The organism is Amycolatopsis sp. Hca4 (genome assembly GCF_013364075.1).
Lineage (GTDB): Bacteria > Actinomycetota > Actinomycetes > Mycobacteriales > Pseudonocardiaceae > Amycolatopsis.
Genome location: NZ_CP054925.1, coordinates 5,670,339 through 5,691,793 on the forward strand (window position 1 = coordinate 5,670,339; position 21,455 = coordinate 5,691,793).

23 protein-coding genes are annotated in these 21,455 nt (G+C 72.0%); 3 read left to right on the forward strand and 20 right to left on the reverse strand.

The features are described 5' to 3' along the window. Position 1: 1 nt before the first annotated feature. The 7 genes from HUT10_RS24880 to hemL form a co-directional block, all read right to left on the reverse strand. Positions 2-1,597 (reverse strand): cytochrome c biogenesis protein ResB, encoded by a 1,596-nt coding sequence (locus tag HUT10_RS24880; RefSeq protein WP_176173408.1) that lies wholly within the window; start codon positions 1,595-1,597, stop codon positions 2-4. Beyond that, positions 1,594-2,367, reverse strand: a complete 774-nt coding sequence (locus HUT10_RS24885) for a cytochrome c biogenesis CcdA family protein (protein ID WP_176173409.1) — start codon at positions 2,365-2,367, stop codon at positions 1,594-1,596. The genes HUT10_RS24880 and HUT10_RS24885 overlap by 4 nt, the downstream gene beginning before the upstream one ends. A gap of 161 nt (positions 2,368-2,528) precedes the next feature. After that, positions 2,529-3,290, reverse strand: a complete 762-nt coding sequence (locus HUT10_RS24890) for an aminoglycoside phosphotransferase family protein (protein ID WP_176173410.1) — start codon at positions 3,288-3,290, stop codon at positions 2,529-2,531. Between the two features lie 19 nt (positions 3,291-3,309). Continuing rightward, complete coding sequence (locus HUT10_RS24895) at positions 3,310-3,666, reverse strand: hypothetical protein (protein WP_176173411.1); 357 nt, start codon at positions 3,664-3,666, stop codon at positions 3,310-3,312. 89 nt (positions 3,667-3,755) lie between these two features. Then, the gene (locus tag HUT10_RS24900) at positions 3,756-4,319 is read right to left on the reverse strand and encodes a redoxin domain-containing protein (protein ID WP_176173412.1); all 564 of its coding nucleotides are present in this window, start codon (positions 4,317-4,319) and stop codon (positions 3,756-3,758) included. Continuing rightward, complete coding sequence (locus HUT10_RS24905) at positions 4,316-4,942, reverse strand: histidine phosphatase family protein (protein WP_176173413.1); 627 nt, start codon at positions 4,940-4,942, stop codon at positions 4,316-4,318. Before HUT10_RS24905 ends, HUT10_RS24900 begins: the two co-directional genes overlap by 4 nt. Beyond that, positions 4,939-6,240 (reverse strand): glutamate-1-semialdehyde 2,1-aminomutase, encoded by a 1,302-nt coding sequence (gene hemL / locus HUT10_RS24910; protein ID WP_176173414.1) that lies wholly within the window; start codon positions 6,238-6,240, stop codon positions 4,939-4,941. The genes HUT10_RS24905 and hemL overlap by 4 nt, the downstream gene beginning before the upstream one ends. A gap of 60 nt (positions 6,241-6,300) precedes the next feature. Between hemL and HUT10_RS24915 the strand changes: the two genes are divergently transcribed. Next, positions 6,301-6,777, forward strand: a complete 477-nt coding sequence (locus HUT10_RS24915) for a TspO/MBR family protein (RefSeq protein WP_176173415.1) — start codon at positions 6,301-6,303, stop codon at positions 6,775-6,777. On the opposite strand, the gene HUT10_RS24920 is transcribed toward HUT10_RS24915, so the two are convergent. The 8 genes from HUT10_RS24920 to hemB form a co-directional block, all read right to left on the reverse strand. Further along, a complete protein-coding gene (locus HUT10_RS24920) occupies positions 6,774-7,343 on the reverse strand; it encodes a hypothetical protein (RefSeq protein ID WP_176173416.1) in 570 nt (189 codons plus the stop codon). The genes HUT10_RS24915 and HUT10_RS24920 overlap by 4 nt on opposite strands. Before the next feature lie 11 nt (positions 7,344-7,354). Continuing rightward, the gene (locus tag HUT10_RS24925) at positions 7,355-8,557 is read right to left on the reverse strand and encodes an ABC transporter permease (protein ID WP_176173417.1); all 1,203 of its coding nucleotides are present in this window, start codon (positions 8,555-8,557) and stop codon (positions 7,355-7,357) included. Continuing rightward, a complete protein-coding gene (locus HUT10_RS24930; RefSeq protein WP_176173418.1) occupies positions 8,554-9,267 on the reverse strand; it encodes an ABC transporter ATP-binding protein in 714 nt (237 codons plus the stop codon). Before HUT10_RS24930 ends, HUT10_RS24925 begins: the two co-directional genes overlap by 4 nt. Continuing rightward, complete coding sequence (locus tag HUT10_RS24935; protein WP_176173419.1) at positions 9,264-10,529, reverse strand: efflux RND transporter periplasmic adaptor subunit; 1,266 nt, start codon at positions 10,527-10,529, stop codon at positions 9,264-9,266. The genes HUT10_RS24930 and HUT10_RS24935 overlap by 4 nt, the downstream gene beginning before the upstream one ends. A 62-nt stretch (positions 10,530-10,591) precedes the next feature. Beyond that, positions 10,592-10,930 (reverse strand): hypothetical protein, encoded by a 339-nt coding sequence (locus HUT10_RS24940; protein ID WP_176173420.1) that lies wholly within the window; start codon positions 10,928-10,930, stop codon positions 10,592-10,594. A gap of 13 nt (positions 10,931-10,943) precedes the next feature. After that, the gene (locus HUT10_RS24945; RefSeq protein WP_176173421.1) at positions 10,944-11,384 is read right to left on the reverse strand and encodes a hypothetical protein; all 441 of its coding nucleotides are present in this window, start codon (positions 11,382-11,384) and stop codon (positions 10,944-10,946) included. Continuing rightward, positions 11,381-11,917 (reverse strand): hypothetical protein, encoded by a 537-nt coding sequence (locus tag HUT10_RS24950; RefSeq protein WP_176173422.1) that lies wholly within the window; start codon positions 11,915-11,917, stop codon positions 11,381-11,383. Before HUT10_RS24950 ends, HUT10_RS24945 begins: the two co-directional genes overlap by 4 nt. A gap of 17 nt (positions 11,918-11,934) precedes the next feature. After that, positions 11,935-12,906 (reverse strand): porphobilinogen synthase, encoded by a 972-nt coding sequence (hemB, locus tag HUT10_RS24955; RefSeq protein ID WP_176173423.1) that lies wholly within the window; start codon positions 12,904-12,906, stop codon positions 11,935-11,937. Positions 12,907-12,990: 84 nt separating this feature from the next. On the opposite strand from hemB, the gene HUT10_RS24960 reads away from it, so the two are divergent. After that, the gene (locus tag HUT10_RS24960; protein ID WP_254897020.1) at positions 12,991-13,779 is read left to right on the forward strand and encodes a helix-turn-helix transcriptional regulator; all 789 of its coding nucleotides are present in this window, start codon (positions 12,991-12,993) and stop codon (positions 13,777-13,779) included. Beyond that, positions 13,776-14,651: an NAD(P)-dependent oxidoreductase gene (locus tag HUT10_RS24965; protein ID WP_176173425.1), complete on the forward strand. Its 876-nt coding sequence runs from the start codon at positions 13,776-13,778 to the stop codon at positions 14,649-14,651. Before HUT10_RS24960 ends, HUT10_RS24965 begins: the two co-directional genes overlap by 4 nt. 51 nt (positions 14,652-14,702) lie before the next feature. Here the strand turns inward: HUT10_RS24965 and HUT10_RS24970 are convergent, their stop codons facing one another. The 5 genes from HUT10_RS24970 to HUT10_RS24990 form a co-directional block, all read right to left on the reverse strand. Continuing rightward, positions 14,703-16,235: a bifunctional uroporphyrinogen-III C-methyltransferase/uroporphyrinogen-III synthase gene (locus tag HUT10_RS24970; RefSeq protein WP_176173426.1), complete on the reverse strand. Its 1,533-nt coding sequence runs from the start codon at positions 16,233-16,235 to the stop codon at positions 14,703-14,705. Between the two features lie 84 nt (positions 16,236-16,319). Beyond that, positions 16,320-17,249 (reverse strand): hydroxymethylbilane synthase, encoded by a 930-nt coding sequence (gene hemC / locus HUT10_RS24975; RefSeq protein ID WP_176173427.1) that lies wholly within the window; start codon positions 17,247-17,249, stop codon positions 16,320-16,322. Positions 17,250-17,269: 20 nt separating this feature from the next. Continuing rightward, a complete protein-coding gene (locus tag HUT10_RS24980; protein ID WP_176173428.1) occupies positions 17,270-18,577 on the reverse strand; it encodes a glutamyl-tRNA reductase in 1,308 nt (435 codons plus the stop codon). Continuing rightward, entirely contained in the window at positions 18,574-19,488 is a 915-nt protein-coding gene (locus HUT10_RS24985) for a redox-sensing transcriptional repressor Rex (RefSeq protein WP_176173429.1), read from the reverse strand. The genes HUT10_RS24980 and HUT10_RS24985 overlap by 4 nt, the downstream gene beginning before the upstream one ends. 362 nt (positions 19,489-19,850) lie before the next feature. Beyond that, on the reverse strand, positions 19,851-21,407 hold the full coding sequence (locus HUT10_RS24990; protein ID WP_176173430.1) for a molybdopterin-dependent oxidoreductase: 1,557 nt from the start codon (positions 21,405-21,407) through the stop codon (positions 19,851-19,853). Positions 21,408-21,455 lie beyond the last annotated feature (48 nt).

Sequence of the window (21,455 nt, forward strand, 5' to 3'; positions counted from 1 at the left end):
TTCAGCCCTTCTGCCCGCTGAGCAGGCGTTCGCTGACCCGGTGGAACTCTTCGCCGTACCCGGCCTGGTCGGTGCGGGCCAGCCCGGCGACCTCGATCACGGTACCCGGCTCGTCGTCGGTCCCCGGCTTCACCCGCACCCACAGCCGGCGGCGCTTGACCAGCAGGGACGCGCCGAGCCCGACGAACATCGCGATGGCGAAGCCGAGCACGAACCCCTGGGTGGGGTCGTGGGAAACCTGCAGCGAGACCCATTGGCCGACGCCGTCGAAGCGGACCTTGGTGCCGTCGTCCAGCTTGAGCTCCTGGCCGACCTTGAGGTTCTGCCGGGCGACCTTCTTCAGCCTGCCGTCGTCGACGAGCGACTGGTCGACCGAGAAGACGGACTGGCCGCGCCCGGCGTCCAGGCCCAGGTCGCCGCGCAGCACGTCGACGGCGACGGCCGGATCGTTCGGTTCGGGCGCCGACGACGTCAGGACGCTGCCGTGCAGGAACGCGGTCGGGGCGAACAGGCCGGTGACGGCCAGCTGGCGGGTCCGCCGCTGGACCTCGTCGGTGATGCCGGGCTGGTCGAACTTGGTCGCGCCCTCGGCGAGCATCGTGCCCGGGTCGACGGTGCGCCACTGGGTGTTCTGGGTGCGCTGCGTGCCGTCCGGGAAGGTGACGGTGAACTTCGGCGAGTAGCCGTGCCCGAGCAGGTAGACGCGGTCGCCTGCGGTCCGCAGCGGCGAGTTGACCTCGAGGCCGTACGGGCGCCAGGTGCCGCTGTCCAGGTCCGCGCCGGACTGGTACTCGATGTTCGAGTGGTAGTAGTCGGGCTGGCCGGCGGCGGTGTAGCGGGCGGTGAAGTCGTTCACCTTCACGCAGAACGGGTTCAGGTCGGTGCCGTCGACGCGCAGGCCGGCGTTGAACGAGTCGTAGTTGTAGATGCCGGCGTTGCAGAAGGTGCTGCCGTCGGCCTGGACGATGACCTGGCCCTCGTAGCTGTAGAGCTTGCCGAGCGCGAAGAACACGATCAGGCCGAGCATCCCGAAGTGGAAGACCAGGTTGCCGGTCTCGCGCAGGAAGCCGCGTTCGGCCGAGATCGTGCGGACGCCGCCGTCCTCTTCGCGCTCGACGCGCCGCCAGCCGGAGAGCTGCTTGTGCACGGCGGCGATCTCCGCGGCGACGTCGGTCTTGCCCCGGCCGAGCCGGTAGTGCGGCATCCGGGCCAGGTTGCGCGGGGTCAGCACCGGCTTGGCCCGCATCGCGCGGACGTACTCGAAGCTGCGCGGGGTCAGGCAGCCGATCAGGGACACCATGAGCAGCAGGTAGATCGCCGAGAACCAGATGCTGGAGTAGACGCCGTAGAACTGCAGCTTGTCGAGCAGGGTGCCCCACCAGCCGTGCGCGGCGATGTACTCGTCGACCTTGGGCGCGTTCAGGGTCCGCTGCGGCAGGAGCGCCCCGGGCAGGGCGGCCAGTGCCAGGAGGAACAGCAGGACGAGCGCGGTGCGCATCGACGTCAGGCCGCGCCAGGTGTTGCGCAGGAAGGCCAGGGTGCGCTTCGCCGGCGGCGGGCCTTGCGGGGTCTTGGGCGGGGCCTCGGTGGTCGTCACAGCGGCAGCTCCAGGTTGCCGGTGAGCTCGTTGCGGAGCCAGCCCATCAGGTCGCCCCAGACGCCGGTGACCAGCAGGACCCCGACGGCCAGCAGCAGCACGCCGCCGAAGACCTGCACCTGGCGGCCGTGCCGCCGGACCCAGTCGGTGGCGCGCACAGCCCACCGCGCGCCGAGCGCGATGAGCAGGAACGGCACCCCGAGGCCGAGGCAGTAGACGGCGATCAGCAGGTACCCGCGCACCTCGGCCCCGCCGGTGGCACTGGCCAGCGTCATGACGGCGGACAGCGTGGGCCCGATGCACGGCGTCCAGCCGAGCCCGAAGATGGCCCCGAGCAGCGGCGCGCTCCAGATCCCCCCGCGCGGCACGTGGTGCGAGCGGAGCTCGCGCTGCATCCCGGGGATCCAGCCGAGGAAGACGAAGGCCATGGCGATGGTGAGCACCCCGCCGACGCGCTGCAGGACGTCCTGGTTGAGCACGAGTGTGTCGGCGAGCCAGACGAGCGTGCCGAGCGTCCCGACGAAGACGACGGTGAACCCGAGCACGAAGAGGAGAGCGGCCCCGACAACGGCCCACCGCCCCTGCTTGCGGTCCTCATCGGCACTGACGGCGGGAGCATCGGCCCCGACGAGAGCGGCGAGGTAGGCGAGGTACCCGGGCACGAGCGGCACAACGCACGGAGAGGCGAAGGAGATGGCCCCGGCCAGCAGGGCGACACCCGCGGCGAGCAGCAGCGGTCCGGAGATCGCCAGCTCGGTCACGGAGTTCACTCCGTTGAGGGTAGGCAGTGAGGTCCTGGTGAGAACGCCGGGGCCGCTTCACAGGACCTCGGTCACAGCAGTTCAGGACCTTGGTCCCGCTCGGCCGGTGCACCCCGGCGCCCGGACCAGCCGCGCCAATGCCACGCGGCCACGCCGGTCGGGCGGGCAGGTCACTCGAACAGCTGCCGGTGGGCCCGGCTCCACTCGACCCGAGCGTCCAGCTCGCCGAGAAACCCCTCGGCCACCCACCGAACCTGCGGCTGGTGCCCCTCCGCCGCCGCCCGGCGGACCTCCTCGAGGCCGGACCTCTGGACCTCGATCACGGCGTCGACCAGCCCCGCCGTCGAGGTCAAGCCGTACGCCTCGGCGAAGACCTCCACCCGGCGCCGCCGGTCGGGCGGCGCGGCGTAACGGAGGCTGCGCACGCATTCGGCGTCGTCGCGGAACGGCGCGACGTACTCCAGCGCGTAAGCCACGTCGTGGAGCCGCGGCCCGGGCCGGGCGTAGTCCCAGTCCAGGATCCCGACCGGACGCTCGTCCTGCCAGACCACGTTCCATGGGCCGAAGTCGCCGTGGCAGACCACCTCGCCGGTCCCTGTCCCGGTGAACCACGTGAGGTCGCCGGCGAGCCGGAAACCGGCCACCGCGTCGTGGTAGTCGCGCAGCAACCGGGCGAAGGCGGCCAGGCCGCCTTCGCCGGTCACCTTCGCCCAGCCCTGCGGGCCGGATTCACCCACCAGGTAGGTGAGCACCTCCCGGCCCTCGTCGTCGATCCCCAGCACCCTCGGCGCAGCGGCGAAGCCCACTTCCTCCAGGTGCCGGAGCAGGGCGTGGACCGCGGGCGTCCACGGGTGCACCGGACGGCGGACGGTGTCACCGATGCGGACGACCCGGCGGTGCGGCTCGTCCTGCAGCAGTTCCTCGGTCGTCATCGCCCGCCTCCGGACTGGGTCAGAAGTGGAGCTCCCCGCCGTCGGCGAACACGCCGTTCACGCTGGGGCCGTAATTGCCGTACTCACCCGTGTTGAGCTCGGACTGGCCGTTGCTCGTCACGGTCTCGTACGTCGTGTACGGGTAGCAGCAGCTGCCGATCGACAGCCTGTCGCCGTAGCGGGCTCCCGACAGGTTCGCGTGCACCTGGTTGTTGGCCGTGTTGAGCCACAGGCGGAGCGCGCGGCCGTAGCCCGTCCGCTCCTTGAGCAGCGTGAACCCCTGCACGGTGACCGGCGCGGCCGCCGACGCCGGTGCCACCAGTGCCGTGGCGGCGGCCGCCGTGATCAATGCGGTCGCCGCGATCTTCTTGAACATGGGCCCTCCCCTTGGTCGAAAAAGATGATCAAGGAGAAACCTAGCCGAGAAACCCCCCATCCCGGTGGGAAACCGGCAAAAGGCCCCGATCAGGCTTCGGCGGTCAGCCGCTGGGCCACCGGCAGCAGGTCCTGCGCCAGCACCGGCCGCAGGAACACCGCCGCCACGCGGTGCTGCTTGTCCAGGACGATCGTCGACGGGATGATGTTGCGCGGGTAGCCACTCAGCTTCAGCAGCACCCGGCCGTCCGGGTCGTAGATCGACGGGTACGTCAGCTGCCGGTCGCGGACGAAGTCCTGGGCCACCTGGCGCGCCGGGTCGCGGACGTCGATCCCCACCACCTGCACACCCTGCTTGGCCAGCGACTCCATCTCCGGCGCCTCCGTGCGGCACGGCCCGCACCACTGGCCCCACAGGTTGAGCACCACGACCTTGCCCGCGAAGTCCGCCAGCGACAGCTGCTTGCCCTCGTTCATCAGGTCTTCGCCGGCCAGCACCGGGGCCGTCTGGCGCCGGGCCAGGTCGTAGGTGATGTCGACCTGGCCGCCCGGGGAGACGAAGCTGAAGCTGCTCCCCTGCACGACCGCGTCCTTGCCCGTGCTGCAGCCGGCCAGCGCGAGCGCCGCGACCAGGCCCACGACCAGGCGTTTCATGCCCCGGTCACCTTCGGGTCGGTCGCGCCGGCGGGCTCGCTGTAGACGATCTCGCGCAGCTCGTCGCCGTCGAACACCAGCGACGTCAGGGAGGCCAGCGAGCACTGGCGGCGCCGCGGGTCGTGCCACAGGCGCTTGCCCTCGAGGAACCGCCGGAGCGTCCAGATCGGCAGCTGGTGCGACACGCAGAGTGCTTCATGGCCGAGAGCCGCCTCGCGCGCGCGGTGGACCGCGCCGAGCATCCGGTGCGCGATCTCGATGTAAGGCTCGCCCCACGACGGCTTGAACGGGTTCACCAGCTTCGGCCAGTGGTGGGGCTCCCGCAGCGCGCCGTCGCCGACCGCCACCTGCAGGCCCTCGAACTGGTTGCCCGCCTCGATCAGGCCCTCGTCGATCGCGATGTCGAGCCGGTGCGCGGCGGCGATCGGGGCCGCCGTCTCCTGCGCCCGCTGCAGCGGCGACGCGACGACGTGCACGAGGTCGTGCCCGGCCACCGCCTCGGCGACGGTGAGCGCCTGCCGCTGCCCTCGCTCGGAGAGCCGGTAACCCGGCAGGCGGCCGTAGAGGATCTTCGTCGGGTTGTGCACTTCGCCGTGCCGCAGCATGTGGACGACGGTGGTCACTGGACCGCTCCGGCCGCCGCGCGCGCCGCCGCGGGCAGAGCCGCTTCGATCACCGCGAACGCTTCGTCGTCCATGGCCGCGTTGACGAACCAGGCCTCGTACGCACTCGGCGGCGCGTACACGCCTCCGTCGAGCAACGCGTGGAAGAACGGCGGGAAGCGCCACGTCTCGGACGCCTGCGCGCCGACGTAGTCGCGGACCGGCTCCTCGCCGAAGAACACGCTCACCAGGTTGCCCGCGTACTGGACGTTGTGCGCAACCCCGGCTTCGCTCAACGCGGCGTGGAAGAGGTTGCCGAGTCGCTTGGCGTTGGCGTCGAGCGCCGCGTACACGGCGTGGTCGGCCGCGCGCAGCGTCGCGAGACCCGTGGCCACCGCGACGGGGTTCCCGGAGAGCGTCCCGGCCTGGTAGACCGGCCCACCCGGGGCGAGCTTGGCCATCACGTCGGCGCGGCCGCCGAAGGCCGCCGCCGGCAGGCCGCCCGACATCACCTTGCCGAACGTGTAGAGGTCGCCGGCCACCCCCTCGAGGCCGAACCAGCCCGCGTGCGACACGCGGAACCCGGTCATCACCTCGTCCATGATCAGCAGCGCGCCGTGCTCGTGGGCGATCTCACGCAGGCCCGCGTTGAAGCCGTCGACCGGCGCCACCGCGCCCATGTTCCCGGCCGCCGCCTCGGTGATCACCGCGGCGATCTCCCCCGGGTTGTCCTCAAAGGACTTCCGGACCGCGTCGAGGTCGTTGTAGGGCAGCACCAGCGTGTCCGCGGCCTGCGCGCCGGTGACACCCGGCGACGTCGGCAGCCCGAGGGTCGCGACGCCGGAGCCGGCCTGGGCCAGCAGCGCGTCGACGTGACCGTGGTAACACCCGGCGAACTTCACGATCTTCGACCGGCCGGTGAACCCCCTGGCCAGCCGGATCGCGCTCATCGTGGCCTCGGTGCCCGAGTTGACCAGCCGCACCCGCTCGACCGGCGCGACCCGGCCGATGATCTCCTCGGCCAGCTCGACCTCGCCGATCGTCGGCGTGCCGAACGAGAGCCCGGACGTCGCCGCCGTGCGCGCCGCCTCGACGACCGCCGGGTGCGCGTGCCCCAGGATCATCGGACCCCAGGACGACACCAGGTCGACGTAGCGGTTGCCGTCGGCGTCCCACAGGTGCGGGCCCTCGCCGCGGACCATGAAGCGCGGGGTGCCGCCGACCGAGTTGAACGCCCGCACCGGCGAGTTCACCCCGCCCGGGACGGCCGCCTTCGCGCGTTCGAACCATGCCTTGGACTGCTCGGTTCCTGTGCTCACGAGTCCATACTCCCAAACCCGCCTAAGATGGCGGGCAGCCGCCCGGGAGGGGAACAGCCGGTGACCGAACGCGCCCCGCACCGCAACCAGTGGCTGATGCTGGCCGGGTTCGCGGGCGCCGTCGCCGTGGTGGCCGTGGTCGGCGGCCTGGCCGCGACGTCGGCACGGGAGGTCTACGCGCGGCTCGAGCAGCCGCCGTGGGCGCCGCCCGCATCCCTGTTCGGTCCGGTGTGGACGGTGCTGTACGTCACCATCGCGGTGGCCGGCTGGCTGTACTGGCGCACGGACGGCGAGACGCGCGGGTTCGCCGCGTACGGCATCGGCCTGCTGTTCAACCTGCTCTGGACACCGCTGTTCTTCGAGAGCGGCGCGGCCCGGGTGGCGCTGGCCGACATCGTGCTGCTGGACGTCGTCGTGGTGGTGACGATCGTCCTGTTCGCCCGCCGGTCGAAGGCCGCCGCCGCGCTCCTGGTGCCCTACCTCGCCTGGATCCTCTACGCGACGGCGCTCAACACCGCGATCATCGTCCTCAACTAGCGCGCGGCCTGCTGGGTGATGGCCTGCGCGGCCACCGTCCCGTCGCTGCCCGCCTGGCCCTGGACGACGACCGTCGCGCCCGGCTTGAGGTCCGACAGCTTGCCCGGCTGGGTCACCCCGACCGTGGTCGAGTCCGATGTGGACACCTTGACGTCGTCGCCCTGCGCGGTCTTGACGTAGACGGTGGTGCCGTCGACGTGGTCGACCGTGCCGGTGGTGCCGCGGCCGCCGCGGAACCCACCGCCCTGCTGGCCCGCGCCGGGCTGCTGCCCGGTGCCGCCCTGCCCCCGGGCCTGGGCGCCGCCGGCGGTGCTGCTCGGGCGCGCGGGCGTGGAAGTGCCGAACGCCGCGTGCGTCCAGGCGCCGCCACCGAAGGCGATCGCGAAGGCGACCAGCCCGGCGAGCACCAGCGTGGTGCGGGAGAACGGCTTCGCGGCCCGGCGCATCTCGGCGTTCAGGTCACCGTCGACGGCCGGGCTGGCGACGATCTGTTCCGCGGTCGGCTCCACGGCGGGGAGGATCGCCGTCGGCTCGTCCCCCGGCGGGGTCGTCGTGTGGGTGGACATGCGAAGACTCCTTATTCGTGACGCAAAGCGTCGATGGGCCTCAGCTTGGCGGCCCGGTTCGCCGGGAAGCTGCCGAAGAACAGCCCGATCAGGGCGGATACCGCGAAGGCGAGCAGGATCGACGAGGGCACCACGACCGGTTTGATCCCGGAGATGGTGAACCGGCTGCCGATCAGCCCGATGGCGACGCCGAGCAGCCCGCCGAACAGGCTGAGCATGGTCGCCTCGGCGAGGAACTGGCCGAGGATGGCCGAGCGCGGAGCCCCGATGGCCTTGCGGATGCCGATCTCGCGGATCCGCTCGGTGACCGTGACCAGCATGATGTTCGTGACGCCGATGCCGCCGACCAGCAGCGAGATCGCCGCGACCGCCGCCAGCAGCACGGTGAACGTCTCGGTCGCCGACGTGCGCGTCGCGAGCAGCTGCTCGGAGTTCTGGATCTGGTAGTCCGGGGTACCGCCGAGCCGGATGCCGTGGCGGGCGTTGAGGATCGCGGTGATCTCGGACTGGGCCAGCGAGACGGAGTCGGCGCTGGTGGCCTGGACGGCGATCTGGCTGAGGCTGCCGTACCCGGCGAGGGAGTTCTGGACCGCCGAGATCGGCGCGATGGCGACGTCGTCGGCGTTCTGCAGGCCGGTGCTGCCCTTGGCCTGCAGCACCCCGATCACGGTGAACTGGATGCTGTTGAGCAGCACGTTCTTGCCGACCGGATCGGCGGTGCCGAAGATCGACTCCGCGGTCGTCGGGCCGAGCACGACGACCTTCCGCGCCGCCGTGACGTCCTCGCTGGTGAACAGCTGGCCCTGGGCGAGCTCGCGGTTGGTGGTGGTGAAGTACGCCGGTTCGGTGCCGGCGACGCTGGAGATGTCGTAGGACGTCTGCCCGTAGGTCGCGGTCGCCGTCGTGTTGACCACCGGCGAGGCGGCCTTGACGTCCGGGGCGCCGACCGGGTCGACGAGCGCGTGCGCGTCCTGCACGGTCAGCGGCCGGGCGGTCGCGCCCTGGCCGCCGCCGCGGGCCGGGGAGACGTTGACGACGTTCGTGCCGAGGCCCTGGATGCTGGCCGCGATCGCCGCCGACGCGCCGTTGCCCACCGCGACCAGCAGGATCACCGCCGCGACGCCGATGGTGATGCCGAGCGTGGTGAGCGCCGAGCGCAGCTTGTTCGCGGTGAGCCCGGGCACCGCGAACCGCAGGATTTCGAGGAGGTTCACAACACCGCCCCCACCGTGCCGGTCGTGCGCGTCACTTCGTCCGACACGATGAGCCCGTCGTCGACCCGGACGACCCGGTGTGCGTGCTCGGCGACCTCGTCCTCGTGGGTGATGACGACGATGGTGCGGCCGAGCGCGTTGAGCCGGTCGAACACGCCGAGGACGTCCTCGGTGCTGCGCCGGTCGAGGTTGCCGGTCGGCTCGTCGGCCAGCAGCATCGCCGGGCCGGTGACCAGCGCCCGGGCCACCGCGACGCGCTGGATCTGGCCGCCGGACAGCTCGCTCGGCAGGTGCTTGGCCCGGTCGGACAGCCCGACCATCTCCAGCGCCGCGAGCGCCCGCCGCCGCCGTTCCGACCTTCGCAGTCCACTGTAGACCAGCGGGAGTTCCACATTGGACAACGCGGACGTCCGGGGCACCAGGTTGAACGACTGGAAGATGAAGCCGATCTTCCGGTTGCGCAGCAACGCCAATTGCCGTTCGTTGAGCTTCCCGACGCCGAACCCGTCCAGGAGGTACCGGCCGGACGTCGGCACGTCCAGGCAGCCGAGCATGTTCAGCAGGGTCGACTTCCCCGAGCCGGACGCGCCCATGATGGCGACGTACTCGCCGGGCCACACGGTGAGGTCGACGCCGCGCAGCGCGTGCACCGCCGTTTCGCCTGCCCCGTAGGTCTTGCGCAGTCCGGAGACCGCGATCACCGGGTTCATCCGCGCCCGCCGAAGCCGCCGCCGGTGCCGCGCTGGCCGCCACCCGGGAAGCCGCCGGTGCCCCCGGTCCCGGGGAACCCGCCGGTGCCGCCGGCGCGCCCGTTCCCGCCGGTGGTGCCGGTCGCGGCCGTCGCGGTGAGCACGACGTTCTCGCCCTCGGTCAGCCCGGAGATGATCTGGACGGTCGACTCGCCGCGCAACCCGATCTGCACCTGGCGGGTGACGTTCTGCCCGTTGTCCTGCACGGTGACGAGGTTGGTGCTGCCGACGGTCTGCACCGCCGCGGCGGGCACGCTCAGCGCGTTGTCCGCCTCGGCGACGGTGATCACGACGCTCGCCGACTGGCCGGGCCGCAGCCCGTCCGGCGGGCTGGTCAGTGCGAGCTGCGCGCCGTAGGAGACGACGCTGCCGCTGGTGGTCGGGGTCAGGTTGATGCTCGACACGGTGGCCTGGATCGGCTTGTCCGGGAGCGCGTTGAGCGTCACGGTGGCCTTCTGGCCGGCCTTGACCTTGCTGACGTCGATCTCGGCGACCGAGGTGTTGACGACCAGGCCGCTCAGGTTCGTGATGGTGATGAAGCCGGAGCTGCCGGAGGACGAAGAAGCGGCCGAGCTGGAGTTCGACGACGAGCCCTGCCCGCTGCCGCTGCTCGACGACTGGCTCGCGGCCGAGGAGCCACTGGAGGACTGCTGCCCGACGGTGCCGTTGATCGCGGTGACCGTGCCGGCGCCGGGTGCGTACAGCACGGTGTTGTCGAGCGCCTGCTGCGCGGTCTGGACGTCGAGCTGGGCCTGGTCGAGCTTCGCCTGGGCCGAGGCGACGTTGTTGGCCGCGCTGGTCTGGGCGTTCTGGCTGTTCGGCCCGGTGGCCGGGGTGGCCTCGGCCGTCTCGGCGGTGTCGAGGGCGTTCTGGGCGACGGTGAGGTTCGCCTTCGCGACCTGGAGCTGCTTCGCCGCCTGGGTGCCGTCGACGGTGGCGAGCTTCTGGCCGGCGCTGACGACGTCACCGACCTTGACGTCGATCGAGGTGACCTTGCCTGCCGTGGCGAAGTTCGCGGTGCCGGTGTAACTGCTGGCGAGGGTGCCGGCGGCGGAGACGGTCTCGGTGACCGTCGCCCGGCGGACCGGGGTGCTGCGCGACTGCGCCTGCGCCGAGCTCGGTGCCGGGCTGAATGCCTGGTATATCCCGAATCCCGCCCCGGCCAGCAGTACGACCAGTGCTCCGTTGATCACCCATGCCTTCGAGGCACGCACGCGCGTCATGCGGCAACCTTGGTGCCGCGGCTTAGCAATTGACTGTTCGTTGCCTGTGCGCCAGCTGTGTATCAGGCCTTGGGCTTGGGGCTCCGGGCACGGATCGCGAGCGACAGCTGACGCACGGCGTCGACGAGCAGCAGGGCGACCACGGTCCCGAGCCCGATGGCGGCGGCGAGCAGCCCGCCGAAGTACCGGTGCGACTCGAGCACGGCGCCGTCTTCGGTGCGGGTGACGACGGTGGCGACGCTGTGGTGCCAGCAGGCGTAGGCGGCCCACCCGGCAAGAACGGCGAGCACCACCTCCACGGCGGTCACCAGCCCCCGCCACGGCTTGTGCAGCCTCGCCTGCGGGCCGGGTTCTTCCGGCGGCCAAAGCTCGGCCCCGGTGGGCTGCGGAAGGTCGATCACAACGCCGATTTTCTCATGCTTCCCGCGGCGTCGCCCGGACGAGCCGGTCCAGCGCGTCCCGCAGCGCTTCGACGTCCTTCGCCCAGGCCAGCACCACCGAGCCGTCAGCGAGTTCCACCGGCAGCGAGTCGTACTTCCGCGGCACCGACCAGCCGCCGCCGAGGACACGGGCGCCCACCGGCGCCCCGACGTCCGTCACCGACGCGATCTGCGCCGCCGGCACCTTCTCCCGGCCCTGCCGCAGCTGCTCGGAAGTCACTTCCAACGAGAGGAACCGGCGCCGGGCGTACACCCACGGCATCGTGATCACGCACAGGCCGAAGGCGACCAGCAACCAGCCCACCACGTGCACCGGGCCGCCCGTCACCAGCTCGGCCAGCGCGCCGACCAGGGCGAACGCCGGGCCCCAGCCGATGGCCGCCCAGCTCACGCCCGACTCGGCGTACAACCTCACAGCTTCTTGCCGACCTTGGGGAAGTAGCCGCTCACCGAAGGCAGGTACAGCAGCACCAGGGCGATCACGAACAGCAGCACCGCGACCAGCGTCAGGTATGTCAGCACCGGCGCGAACGTGAAGATCAGCAGCACCATCACGATCGGCAGCACGGTCAGCACCGTCCGGGCCGAGCGGGTGCCTTCGCGGGCCTTGTACGCGAACAGCAGGAACAGCAGCGTGAACACGATCGACCCGACCAGCAGGAACCACAGCATCGCCGTGACGCCGTCCGCGATCATCTGCGGGGTGATCTTCGGGTCCTTGGTGCCCTCGACGTACCGGTCGATGACCGCCGACTTGCCGGCCATCAGCTGGACGTACCCGAGGATCAGCACGACCCCGCCGGCCAGCCACAGCCAGAACGACACGGCCACCGGGCGCGGCGGGGCCGCCTTGGGCGCCTTCTCGCCGGGGAGCACCGGGTCGGGCGACCGGCCCTGCTTGCGCCGTTCGTCGTCGGTGAGACCCGTGAGGTCTTCTTCATTTGCCACGCGAGGACTCTAGCCGGTCAATCCAGCCAGGCAGCGGCTTCCGCGGCCCAGTAGGTGAGGATCATGTCGGCGCCCGCACGGCGGATCGACGTCAGCACCTCGAGGATCGTCCGCTCGCGGTCCAGCCAGCCGTTCGCCGCGGCCGCCTCGACCATCGCGTACTCGCCCGAGATGTTGTACGCCGCCACCGGGACCGGGGAGATGTCCGCCGCCGCCTTGATGACGTCCAGGTAGGCCAGCGCGGGCTTGACCATGATCATGTCCGCGCCTTCGGCGAGATCCAGCTCGATCTCGCGCAGCGCCTCGCGGCCGTTGCCCGGGTCCTGCTGGTAGGTCTTGCGGTCACCCTTGAGCTGCGAGTCGACGGCTTCGCGGAACGGGCCGTAGAACGCGCTGGCGTACTTCGCGGAGTAGGCGAGGATCGCCGCTTCCTTGTGGCCGACCTCGTCGAGCGCCCGGCGGATGACGCCGATCTGGCCGTCCATCATCCCGGACGGCCCGAGCACGTGCGCCCCGGCTTCGACCTGCGCGATCGCCATCTGCGCGTAGATCCGCAGGGTGGCGTCGTTGTCGACCGCGCCGTCGGCGTCCAGGACGCCGCAGTGGCCGTGGTCGGTGAACTCGTCGAGGCAGGTGTCGGCCATCAGCACGGTGGCGTCACCGAGCTCGTGCCGCAGGTCACGGAGGGCGACGTTGAGGATGCCCTTCTCGTCGACGGCTCCGGAGCCTTCGGCGTCACGCTTGGCCGGGATGCCGAACAGCATGAGCCCGCCGACCCCGGCGTTGACCGCGTCGACGGCGGCCTTCCGCAGCGTGTCGCGGGTGTGCTGGACGACACCGGGCATGCTCGAGATCGGCCGCGGCGCGTCGATCCCTTCGGCGACGAACATCGGCAGGATCAGCTGGCGTGGCCGCAGCGTCGTTTCGCCCACCAGCCTGCGCATGGCCGGGGTGGTGCGAAGCCTGCGGGGACGATGCTCGGGGAACACCCCTACCAAGTTACTCCGGTTCGTTTTGCCGGAGTTCCGCAAGGGTGCTTGACCCCGGACGGCCCGGAGTATTCGGTACGACGGGTGTACGTCGAACGCCTGCCCGTGCCCGCACTGGCCGGCGACCTGCGGACACTCTGGATCCAGCGCGTCGGCGACGAGCCGTACGTCCAGCGGCACCTGCCCACCGGCGGCGTCGAGCTCCACTTCCCGATCGGCGGGCGGCCACGGCTGCTCGGCCCGCTGACCAGGGCCCGGCTCGAAGTCCTCCCGGCGCACCTGACCCTGGTCGGGCTGCGCTTCCACCCGGGCGCCGCACCGCCCCTCCCGATGCCGCTGGACGAGCTGGTCGACCAGCACGTCGACCTGGCCGCCGACCGGTTGGCCGAAGCCGTGGCCATGGCAGGCTCCCCGGAGCGTGCCCTCGAAACCATCCAAGCCCTGCTGCCGGTCAGAGCGGTGGACCCGCTGGTCACCGAGGCCGTCCGGCTGCTGATGCCGTGGCACCCGGTCGGCATCGACAGCCTCGCCGGGCACCTCGCGCTGTCGCCCAGCCAGCTGCGCCGCCGCTGCCTGCAGGCGGTCGGCGTCTCGCCGAAGGCCCTCCAGCGGACGCTGCGGTTCCAGGGCTTCCTCGCGCTCGCCCAGGCCGGCGCGGGCAGCATCGCCGGGCTCGCCGCCGACGCCGGTTACGCCGACCAGGCCCACCTGAGCCGCGAGTGCCTCCGCCTGACCGGGCTCACCCCGCGCGCCCTGCTCGGCGGGAGCGTCGAGGCGTGCGCCTGCGGCCACGACCATTCGGCGTCCTACCTGCCGTTCCTGCGCGATTCGTTCAAGAACCGCCGGAACGGCGTTCCTAGCCTGGCGCGATGATCCTCGTCACCGGCGGGCTCGGCATGATCGGCGCCCACACCGCCCGCGCGCTCCTCGACCTCGGCCACGACGTCGTCGTGACGGCCCACCGGCGCACCGAAGTCCCGGCGTTCCTGGCCGGCCGGGTCACGGTCGAACAGCTCGACGTCACCGACCGCGACAGGTTCCTGGCGCTCGGCTCGCGCCACGAGATCAGCGACATCGTGCACCTCGCGGGCAGCATCCCGGGCGACGACCCGGTCGAGTTCTTCCGGACGGACACGGCGGGCCTGCTCAACGCGCTCGACGCCGCCCGCGCGTGGGGTGTCCGGCGGTTCGCCGTCGCGAGCAGCCTCGGCGTGTACGCCGGCCGGCCGGAGAGCCCGTGGACCGAGGACCTCCCGCTGCCGGGGGTTGCGCTGCCGCACCTGATCGTCGCCTACAAGAAGGCGGTCGAGCCGCTGACGACGCACAGCCTGGCGGGCAGCGGGGTCCGGCCGGTGGTGCTGCGGATCGGCACGATCTGGGGCCCGCTGGTGGACCCGCAGTCGCCGTTCTGCCCGATTCCCTCGCTGGTCAACGCGGTCTCGCCCCCGGAACTGCACACCGACGACGGTGGCGACGTCTGCTACGCCCCGGACGCGGGCCGCGCGATCGCCTTGCTGACCACGGTTCCGGGGCTGAACCACGACACGTACAACGTGTCGAGCGGCCGCCCGTTCACGTACGGCGAGTTCGCGTCTGCGCTGGGCACGACCCTTCCACCAGGCGGCTCTGGCGGGCCGTACCTGGATATTTCCCGCCTCAGCGAGGACACCGGGTTCGAGCCGGAGTTCGACGTACCCGCCTCGGTGGCCGACTACCTGAAGTGGCGCGAGACCAACCCCCGCTGAAACGCACGAAGGCCGCCCCGGCGAACCGGGGCGGCCTTCGTCGTCAGAACCTCAGGAGCGGCGGGCCCGCTTCGCCTTCCGCGGCGGCGGCAGCGCACCCTCCGCACGCAGCCGGGCGGCGTGCTCGGCCAGCGCGTCCACCAGGTGCGGCACGTCCGCCTTCTCCGGCTGGACGTCCACCCGGAGCCCGAACTCGACCGCGGTCTCCGCGGTCTTCGGGCCGATGCACGCGACCAGCGTGCGGGTGTGCGGCTTGCCGGCGATGCCGACCAGGTTCCGCACGGTCGAGGACGAGGTGAAGCAGACCGCGTCGAAGCCGCCGGTCTTGATCATCTCGCGGGTCTCGGCGGGCGGCGGGGCCGCTCGGACCGTCCGGTAGGCCGTCACGTCGTCGATCTCCCAGCCGCGCTCGCGCAGGCCGGCCGACAGCGTCTCGGTGGCGATGTCCGCCCGCGGCAGCAGGACGCGGTCGACCGGGTCGAGCACGTCGTCGTACGGCGGGAACTCGGCCAGGAGCCCTTCCGAGGACTGCTCGCCCGACGGGACCAGCTCCGGGATGATGCCGAACGAGCGCACCTTCGCCGCCGTCGACTCACCCACGCAGGCGATCTTCACGCCGGAGAAGGCACGGGCGTCGAGCCCGAACTCCTCGAACTTCTCCCACACCGCGCGCACGGCGTTGGTGGAGGTGAAGACGATCCACTGGTAGCGGCCGTCGACCAGGCCCTTGACCGAGCGCTCCATCTGCGCCGGGCTGCGGGGCGGCTCGACCGAGATCGTCGGCACCTCGTGCGACGTCGCGCCGTGGCCGCGCAGGCGCTCGGCCATCTCGCCCGCCTGCTCCTTGGTGCGCGGCACCAGGACCTTCCAGCCGTACAGCGCGCGCGACTCCCACCACGACAGCTTCGAGCGCTGCCCGGCGGCCTGGCCGATCGTGACGATCAGCGGCCCGACGAGCTCGCCCGCGTCGTTGGCCAGCTTCTCGAGCGTGGTGTCGAGGGTGCGCTGGGTGTTGATGGTGCCGTTCGCGGTGACCGCGACCGGGGTCGACGCCGGGACGCCGTTGCCGGTCAGCGCCGAGGCGGCCTCGGCCAGGTGGGCCGACGTCGCGTGCAGCACCAGCGGGCCGGGCGCGGCGGCAAGGCCCGCCCAGTCGACGTCGCCGCGGACGTCGACCTCGGTGTGCGTGCCGCCCAGCGCGACGCCCGCGTACGCCGGGACGGCCGCGGCCGGGGAAACGCCCGGGATGACGTCGAACACGGCGCTCGTGCGCGCGACCGCCTGGACCTCGGCCACCACGGCCGGGGTGGTCAGCGGGTCGCCCGCGACCAGCCGCAGCACCAGCCGGCCGGCCTTGGCCTCGTTGGTCAGGTCCTTGGCGACCTCGGCGGCCTCGCCGACGGCGGGCCGGACTTCGGCGCCCTCGGCGGCCATCGCCAGCACGGCCTGCGGCACGTCGGGGTCGGTCACCACGACCTCGGCCTTGGTCAGCAGCTCCTGGGCACGGACCGTGAGCAGGCCGGCGTCGCCGGGGCCGGAGCCCACGAACGCTACGCGCCCGGTGGTCTTTCGCGCGGGGGTCATCTGTGCGTTTCTCCTCTTGCGGCGACCGTGCACGATCGCGCGGCCGCAGATCTCCTACGTCTTCGAAAAGCGCTCGCGAGAGCGCTATTGGGCAGGGCCGGAGAGGACTCCGGCTCCCAGGTCCAGCAGCTCGGCGGCCAGGTCCTTGCCCAGCTGGGCGGCCTGGTCCTTGTCGGCCAGCGCGGAGGCCCGGACCATGTCCACCGCGCCGTTCTCGCCTTCCGCGGCGGCGGTGCCGCGCAGCGAGACCCGTTCCACGACCTTGCCGTCGGCGTCGAGATCTTCGACGATCTCGGCGAGCGCGCCCACCGGCGCGCTGCACCCCGCCTCCAGCGCGGCCAGCAGGGAACGCTCGGCCGTCACCGCGACCCGCGTGCCCTCGTCGTCCAAAGTGGACCGGAGCAGCTGCTCGAGGTCCACGTCTCCCGCCCGGCACTCCACCGCCAGCGCGCCCTGGGCGGGCGCGGGCAGCATCTGGATCGGGTCGAGGGTCTCGGTGATCACCTCGACCAGTCCGACCCTGGCCAGTCCGGCACGCGCCAGCACCACGGCATCGAGCTCGCCGTCGGTCACCTTCCGCATGCGGGTGTCGATATTGCCGCGGATCGGCACGATTTCCAAACCGAGACCCAGCGCGTGCAGCTGCGCGGTGCGCCGCGCCGCGCCGGTACCCACCTTCGAACCCGGCGGCAGCTCGCCGAGGGTGAGCCCGTCACGCGCGATCAGGGCGTCCCGCGGGTCCTCGCGCGGCGGCACGGCGGCCAGCGTGATGCCCGGCTCCGGCGCCGTCGGCAGGTCCTTGTACGAGTGGACGATGACGTCCACTTCGTTGCGCAGCAAGGCTTCCCGCAACGCGGAGGTGAACACGCCGACGCCGATCGTCGAGATCGGGGCCAGCGACTTGTCGCCGGGCGTGGTCACCTTGACGATCTCGACCTCGACGCCGGTGGCGCGCAGGGCGTCGGCGACGGTCCCGGTCTGGGTGAGCGCGAGCTTCGACCCACGCGTACCCATACGAATGACTCTGGTCACTGCTACTTCTTCTCTGAGGGGGGCTTCGGGCTCGCCACCGCGGCGGGTGCCTGCGGGTCGAGGCAGAACAGTTCGCGCAACGCGTTGGCGTAGTCGGTTTCGGCCGTCTCGGCGGCCAGCTGCTTGACCCGCACCGTGGGCGCGTGCAGCAGCTTGTCGACCACCCGGCGGACCGTGCGGCCGACCTCTTCGCGCACCGCGCTGTCCAGCTCCGGCAGCCGGTTGTCCAGCCGCAGCAGCTCGGCGTCGACGACCTCGGCCGCGCGGCGGCGCAGCGCGGTCACCGTCGGCGTCACCTCGGCGCTGCGCTGCCCGGCGAGGTAGTCGCGCACCTCGTCGAGGACGATCCCGGTCGCCTTGGCCGTCTGGCGCTCGGTGGTCGGGGTGCCGGCTTCGCGCATCCGGCGCTGGATGGTGGCCAGGTCGACCACCCGGACGTCCGCCAGCTCGCCGACCTCCGGGTCGACGTCTCGCGGCAGGCCGAGGTCGCAGACGACGAGGGCCCGGCCGGCGCGCGGCAGCACGTGCTCGGGACCGAAGACGGCGTCCTGCGCGCCGGTGCAGCAGATCACGATGTCGGCGTCGCGCACCGCGTCGGCGACCGCGGACAGCGGGACCGCGCGGGCCGGCACGCCCTGCTCGGTGACGTTCGCGGCGAGCCGGCGGGCACGGGCGTCGGTGCGGTTGGCCACGGTGATCTCGCCGATCCCGGCCTTGCGCAGCTGGGACGCGCTCAGCGCACCCATCGAGCCCGCCCCGACGATGACGGCGTGCTTGCCGGTGACGTCCCCGGCCGCGGCGAGGGCTTCGGACACGACGGACGCGCCGAGCTGGTCGAGCCCGGTCTCGGTGTGCACGCGCTTGCCGACGCGCAGCGTGGTCTGGATCAGCTCGTGCAGCGTGCGGCCGACGGTGCCGGCTTCGCGGGCGGTGGCGTAGGCGGACCGGATCTGGCCGAGGATCTGCGTCTCCCCGACGACCATCGAGTCCAGGCCCGAGGTGACCGAGAAGAGGTGCTCGACGGCGGCACCGGCGTAGTGGACGTACAGGCTGTCGTAGAGCTCGGCCGGCGCCATGCCGGCCTGGCGGGCGAGGACCTCGGAGACGTCGTTGAGGCCGCCGTGGAACGTCTCGACGACCGCGTAGACCTCGATCCGGTTGCAGGTCGAGACGAGCATGACCTCACTGACGTGCTCGGCCTGCTGCAGCTCGTCGAGCACCTTGCCGATCTCGGGCGCGGGGATCGCGACGCGCTCGAGCGTGCTCAGCTCCGCACTTCGGTGCGAAAGACCGACCGCCAAAACGCTCATGAGCGCACCACCATTTCCCGTCCGCCGTCCGGACCCGAGCCGTTCCGCCTGCCGTTCCCATTCTCGGCCGGGAGAACCCCTGCGGGTAATCCGGAATTGCCCTGATTGCCGGCGGCGTCATCCGCGCGGCGGGCCACATGGAACGAGAGTATCTGCAGCTCGACGGCCAAATCCACTTTGCGGACCTCGATGTGAGCAGGAACCTGCAACACGACCGGAGCGAAGTTGAGGATGCACTGGACACCGCCCGCGACCAGCCGGTCACACACCGACTGCGCGGCGGTCGGCGGAGTGGCGATGACGCCGATGGAGATGCCGCGCTCGGCGCAGATCCGCGGGATGTCGTCCATGTGCGAGACCGGGAGACCACCGACCGGCACGCCGATCAGGTCCGGGTCCAGGTCGAACAGGGCCTCGACCGGGAAGCCGCGCCCCGGGAAGCCGCCGTAGTTGGCCAGCGCGTGGCCCAGGTTGCCGATCCCGACCACGGCCACCTTGTGCTGGCGGGTCAGGCCGAGGATGCGCTCGATCTGGCTGACCAGGACGCCGACCTCGTAGCCGACCCCGCGGGTGCCGTAGGAGCCCAGGTAGGAGAGGTCCTTGCGCAGTTTGGCGGAATTGACGCCCGCCGCCTGCGACAGCTCTTCACTGGAAACCGTCGTTGCGCCCTGCTCGGACATTCCGGACAACACGCGCAGATAGACGGCCAAGCGGGCGACGGCGGCCTCGGGGATGGACTTCGCCCGGACGGCCTCGGGGGCGTCCCCGTTGCCGTTCGGCTCGCCGGCGGGCACCGCGGGCATTTCGGCGGTGGGGGCGTTGTCGGCGTCGGGGCCGGCCGGACGGCGGGGCCGCCGGGGCGCCCGGCCCGGGGAGTCCGCCGCGTCGCGCCTCCCCCGCTGTGTCACCACGCCGTAGTTCTCCTGCCCGCTGTTGCACGTCTGGCGGCCGTCGCCATTCGGAACTGTGTCTTGACCCAGGCCCCGGCGTCCGGTTCGATACCGGCCCGGCCCGGGCGACGTTCCTACGGTAGACCACTTGTGAACGCACGCACAAAGTCACTGGTCGGAGGCGGTTCCGGGCCGGATCCGGCGACGCGCGGATCACGACACCGCGTCAGAATCCTTGTCCGGCAGGCACTTCCGGGCCGGGCACGCGCGCGCGGTGATCGAAAGCCGTCCGGCGCGGCGGCCCGCGGGACGCGGCGAGCGGGCCACCGGGCACGGTGAACGGCTCAGCCGGACCGATCGCGGCGACCGGATCCCGCGGGCCGTCAGCGGGCGTCGAGGGTGACCGAGTGCCACCCGGTGGCGCCGTCCGGAACCGGGTCCGCGCGGTTTTCCGTCTGCGTGTAGCCGCCGGAGTCGGTGGCCCGGACCGACGCCTGGTGCGTGCCCTTCGGCACGTCCAGTTCGATCCACCACATCCGCCAGGTGTCCTTGCTCACCTCGGCCGCCAGGGTCGCCTGCTGCCACGGGCCCTGGTCCAGCCGGACCTCGACCTTCGCGATCCCGGTGTGCTGCGCCCACGCGGTGCCGGCCAGCCGCACCTTGCCCGCCGTGACGCCGGCGAACCCGCTCGGCGTGTCGATCCGCGACTCGGTCTTGATCGGCGCCTGCTCGGCCCACCCGCGGCTGAGCCAGTACGCCTGCCGGGCGTCCCACTTGGTGAATTCGAGCGATTTCACCCACTTCGTCGCCGAGACGTACCCGTACAGGCCGGGGATGACGATCCGGGCCGGGAAGCCGTGCTCGACCGGCAGCGGCTCGCCGTTCATCCCGATCGCCAGCATCGCGCCGCGGGCCGGGTCGAGGGCGACGTTCGCCGGGGTGCCGCAGGTCCAGCCGTCGACGCTGGTGGCGAACATCTGCTCCGCGCCCGCCTGGACCCCGGCCTCGTCCAGCAGGTCCACCAGGTCGACGCCGATCCAGGACGCGTTCGAGATCAGCGGCCCGCCGACCTCGTTGGACACGCACGTCAGCGTCACCCGGCGCTCGACCAGCGGCCGGTTGCGGATGTCGGCGTAGGAGAACGTCACCTCGCGGTCGACCATGCCGTGGATCTTCAGGCTCCAGTCCTCGGCGCGGATCTGGGGCACGACCAGCGCGGTGTCGATGCGGTAGAAGTCGGCGTTCGGGGTGATGAACGGCGGGGAGCCGAGCTTCGCGAAGTCGGCGTCCGCGGGCAGCGGCGGCGCGGTGCGCGCCGGGACCAGCGGCCCGACGGCGGTGCGCGAGCCCTCGGCGTCCGAGCTGGTCCCGGAGACCTGGCCGACGACGGCCGCGAGCCCCGACCCGGCGGCGACCCCCACCCCGGCCCGCAGGAACTTGCGCCGGTCGAAGCCGCGCTCGTCGGCGGCGTCCACCGGCAGCGCGAGCCGGTGCAGGAGCGTGAACACGGCCAAGCCCGCGACCAGGGCGGCGACCGGCGCGAGCAGCGAAACCTGCCCGAGGTCGCTGCGCGCGTACACGGCCGCGACCCCGGCGGCACCGAGGACGAAGACGAGCACCTGCCCGGCCCGCGGCGTCCGGCGCGAAAGCTGCCCGGCGAGCAGCGCGAGCAGCACCAGCACCACGCCGAGCCCGATCTTGAGCACCGGTTTGTCCCAGGTGCCCAGGGTCCGCTCGGCCCACTTCACGATCGCCGTCGGGCTGTGGTCGATGACGTAGTTCGCCACCGCGATGAACGGCGACGCGGTGTACCCGACGAAGCCCGCGACCAGGTGCCCGACGCCGAGGGCGGCGGCCAGCGCGAGCAGGCCGATCAGCGTCGCGACCGGCAGCGAAAGCCGGCGGGGTGCCTCGGGCGGGGCTTCCTGCAGAGTGCTCACGCCTCCATCTTCGCCAGCACTCGCTCCGGAAGGCTGCCCGATCCGGCT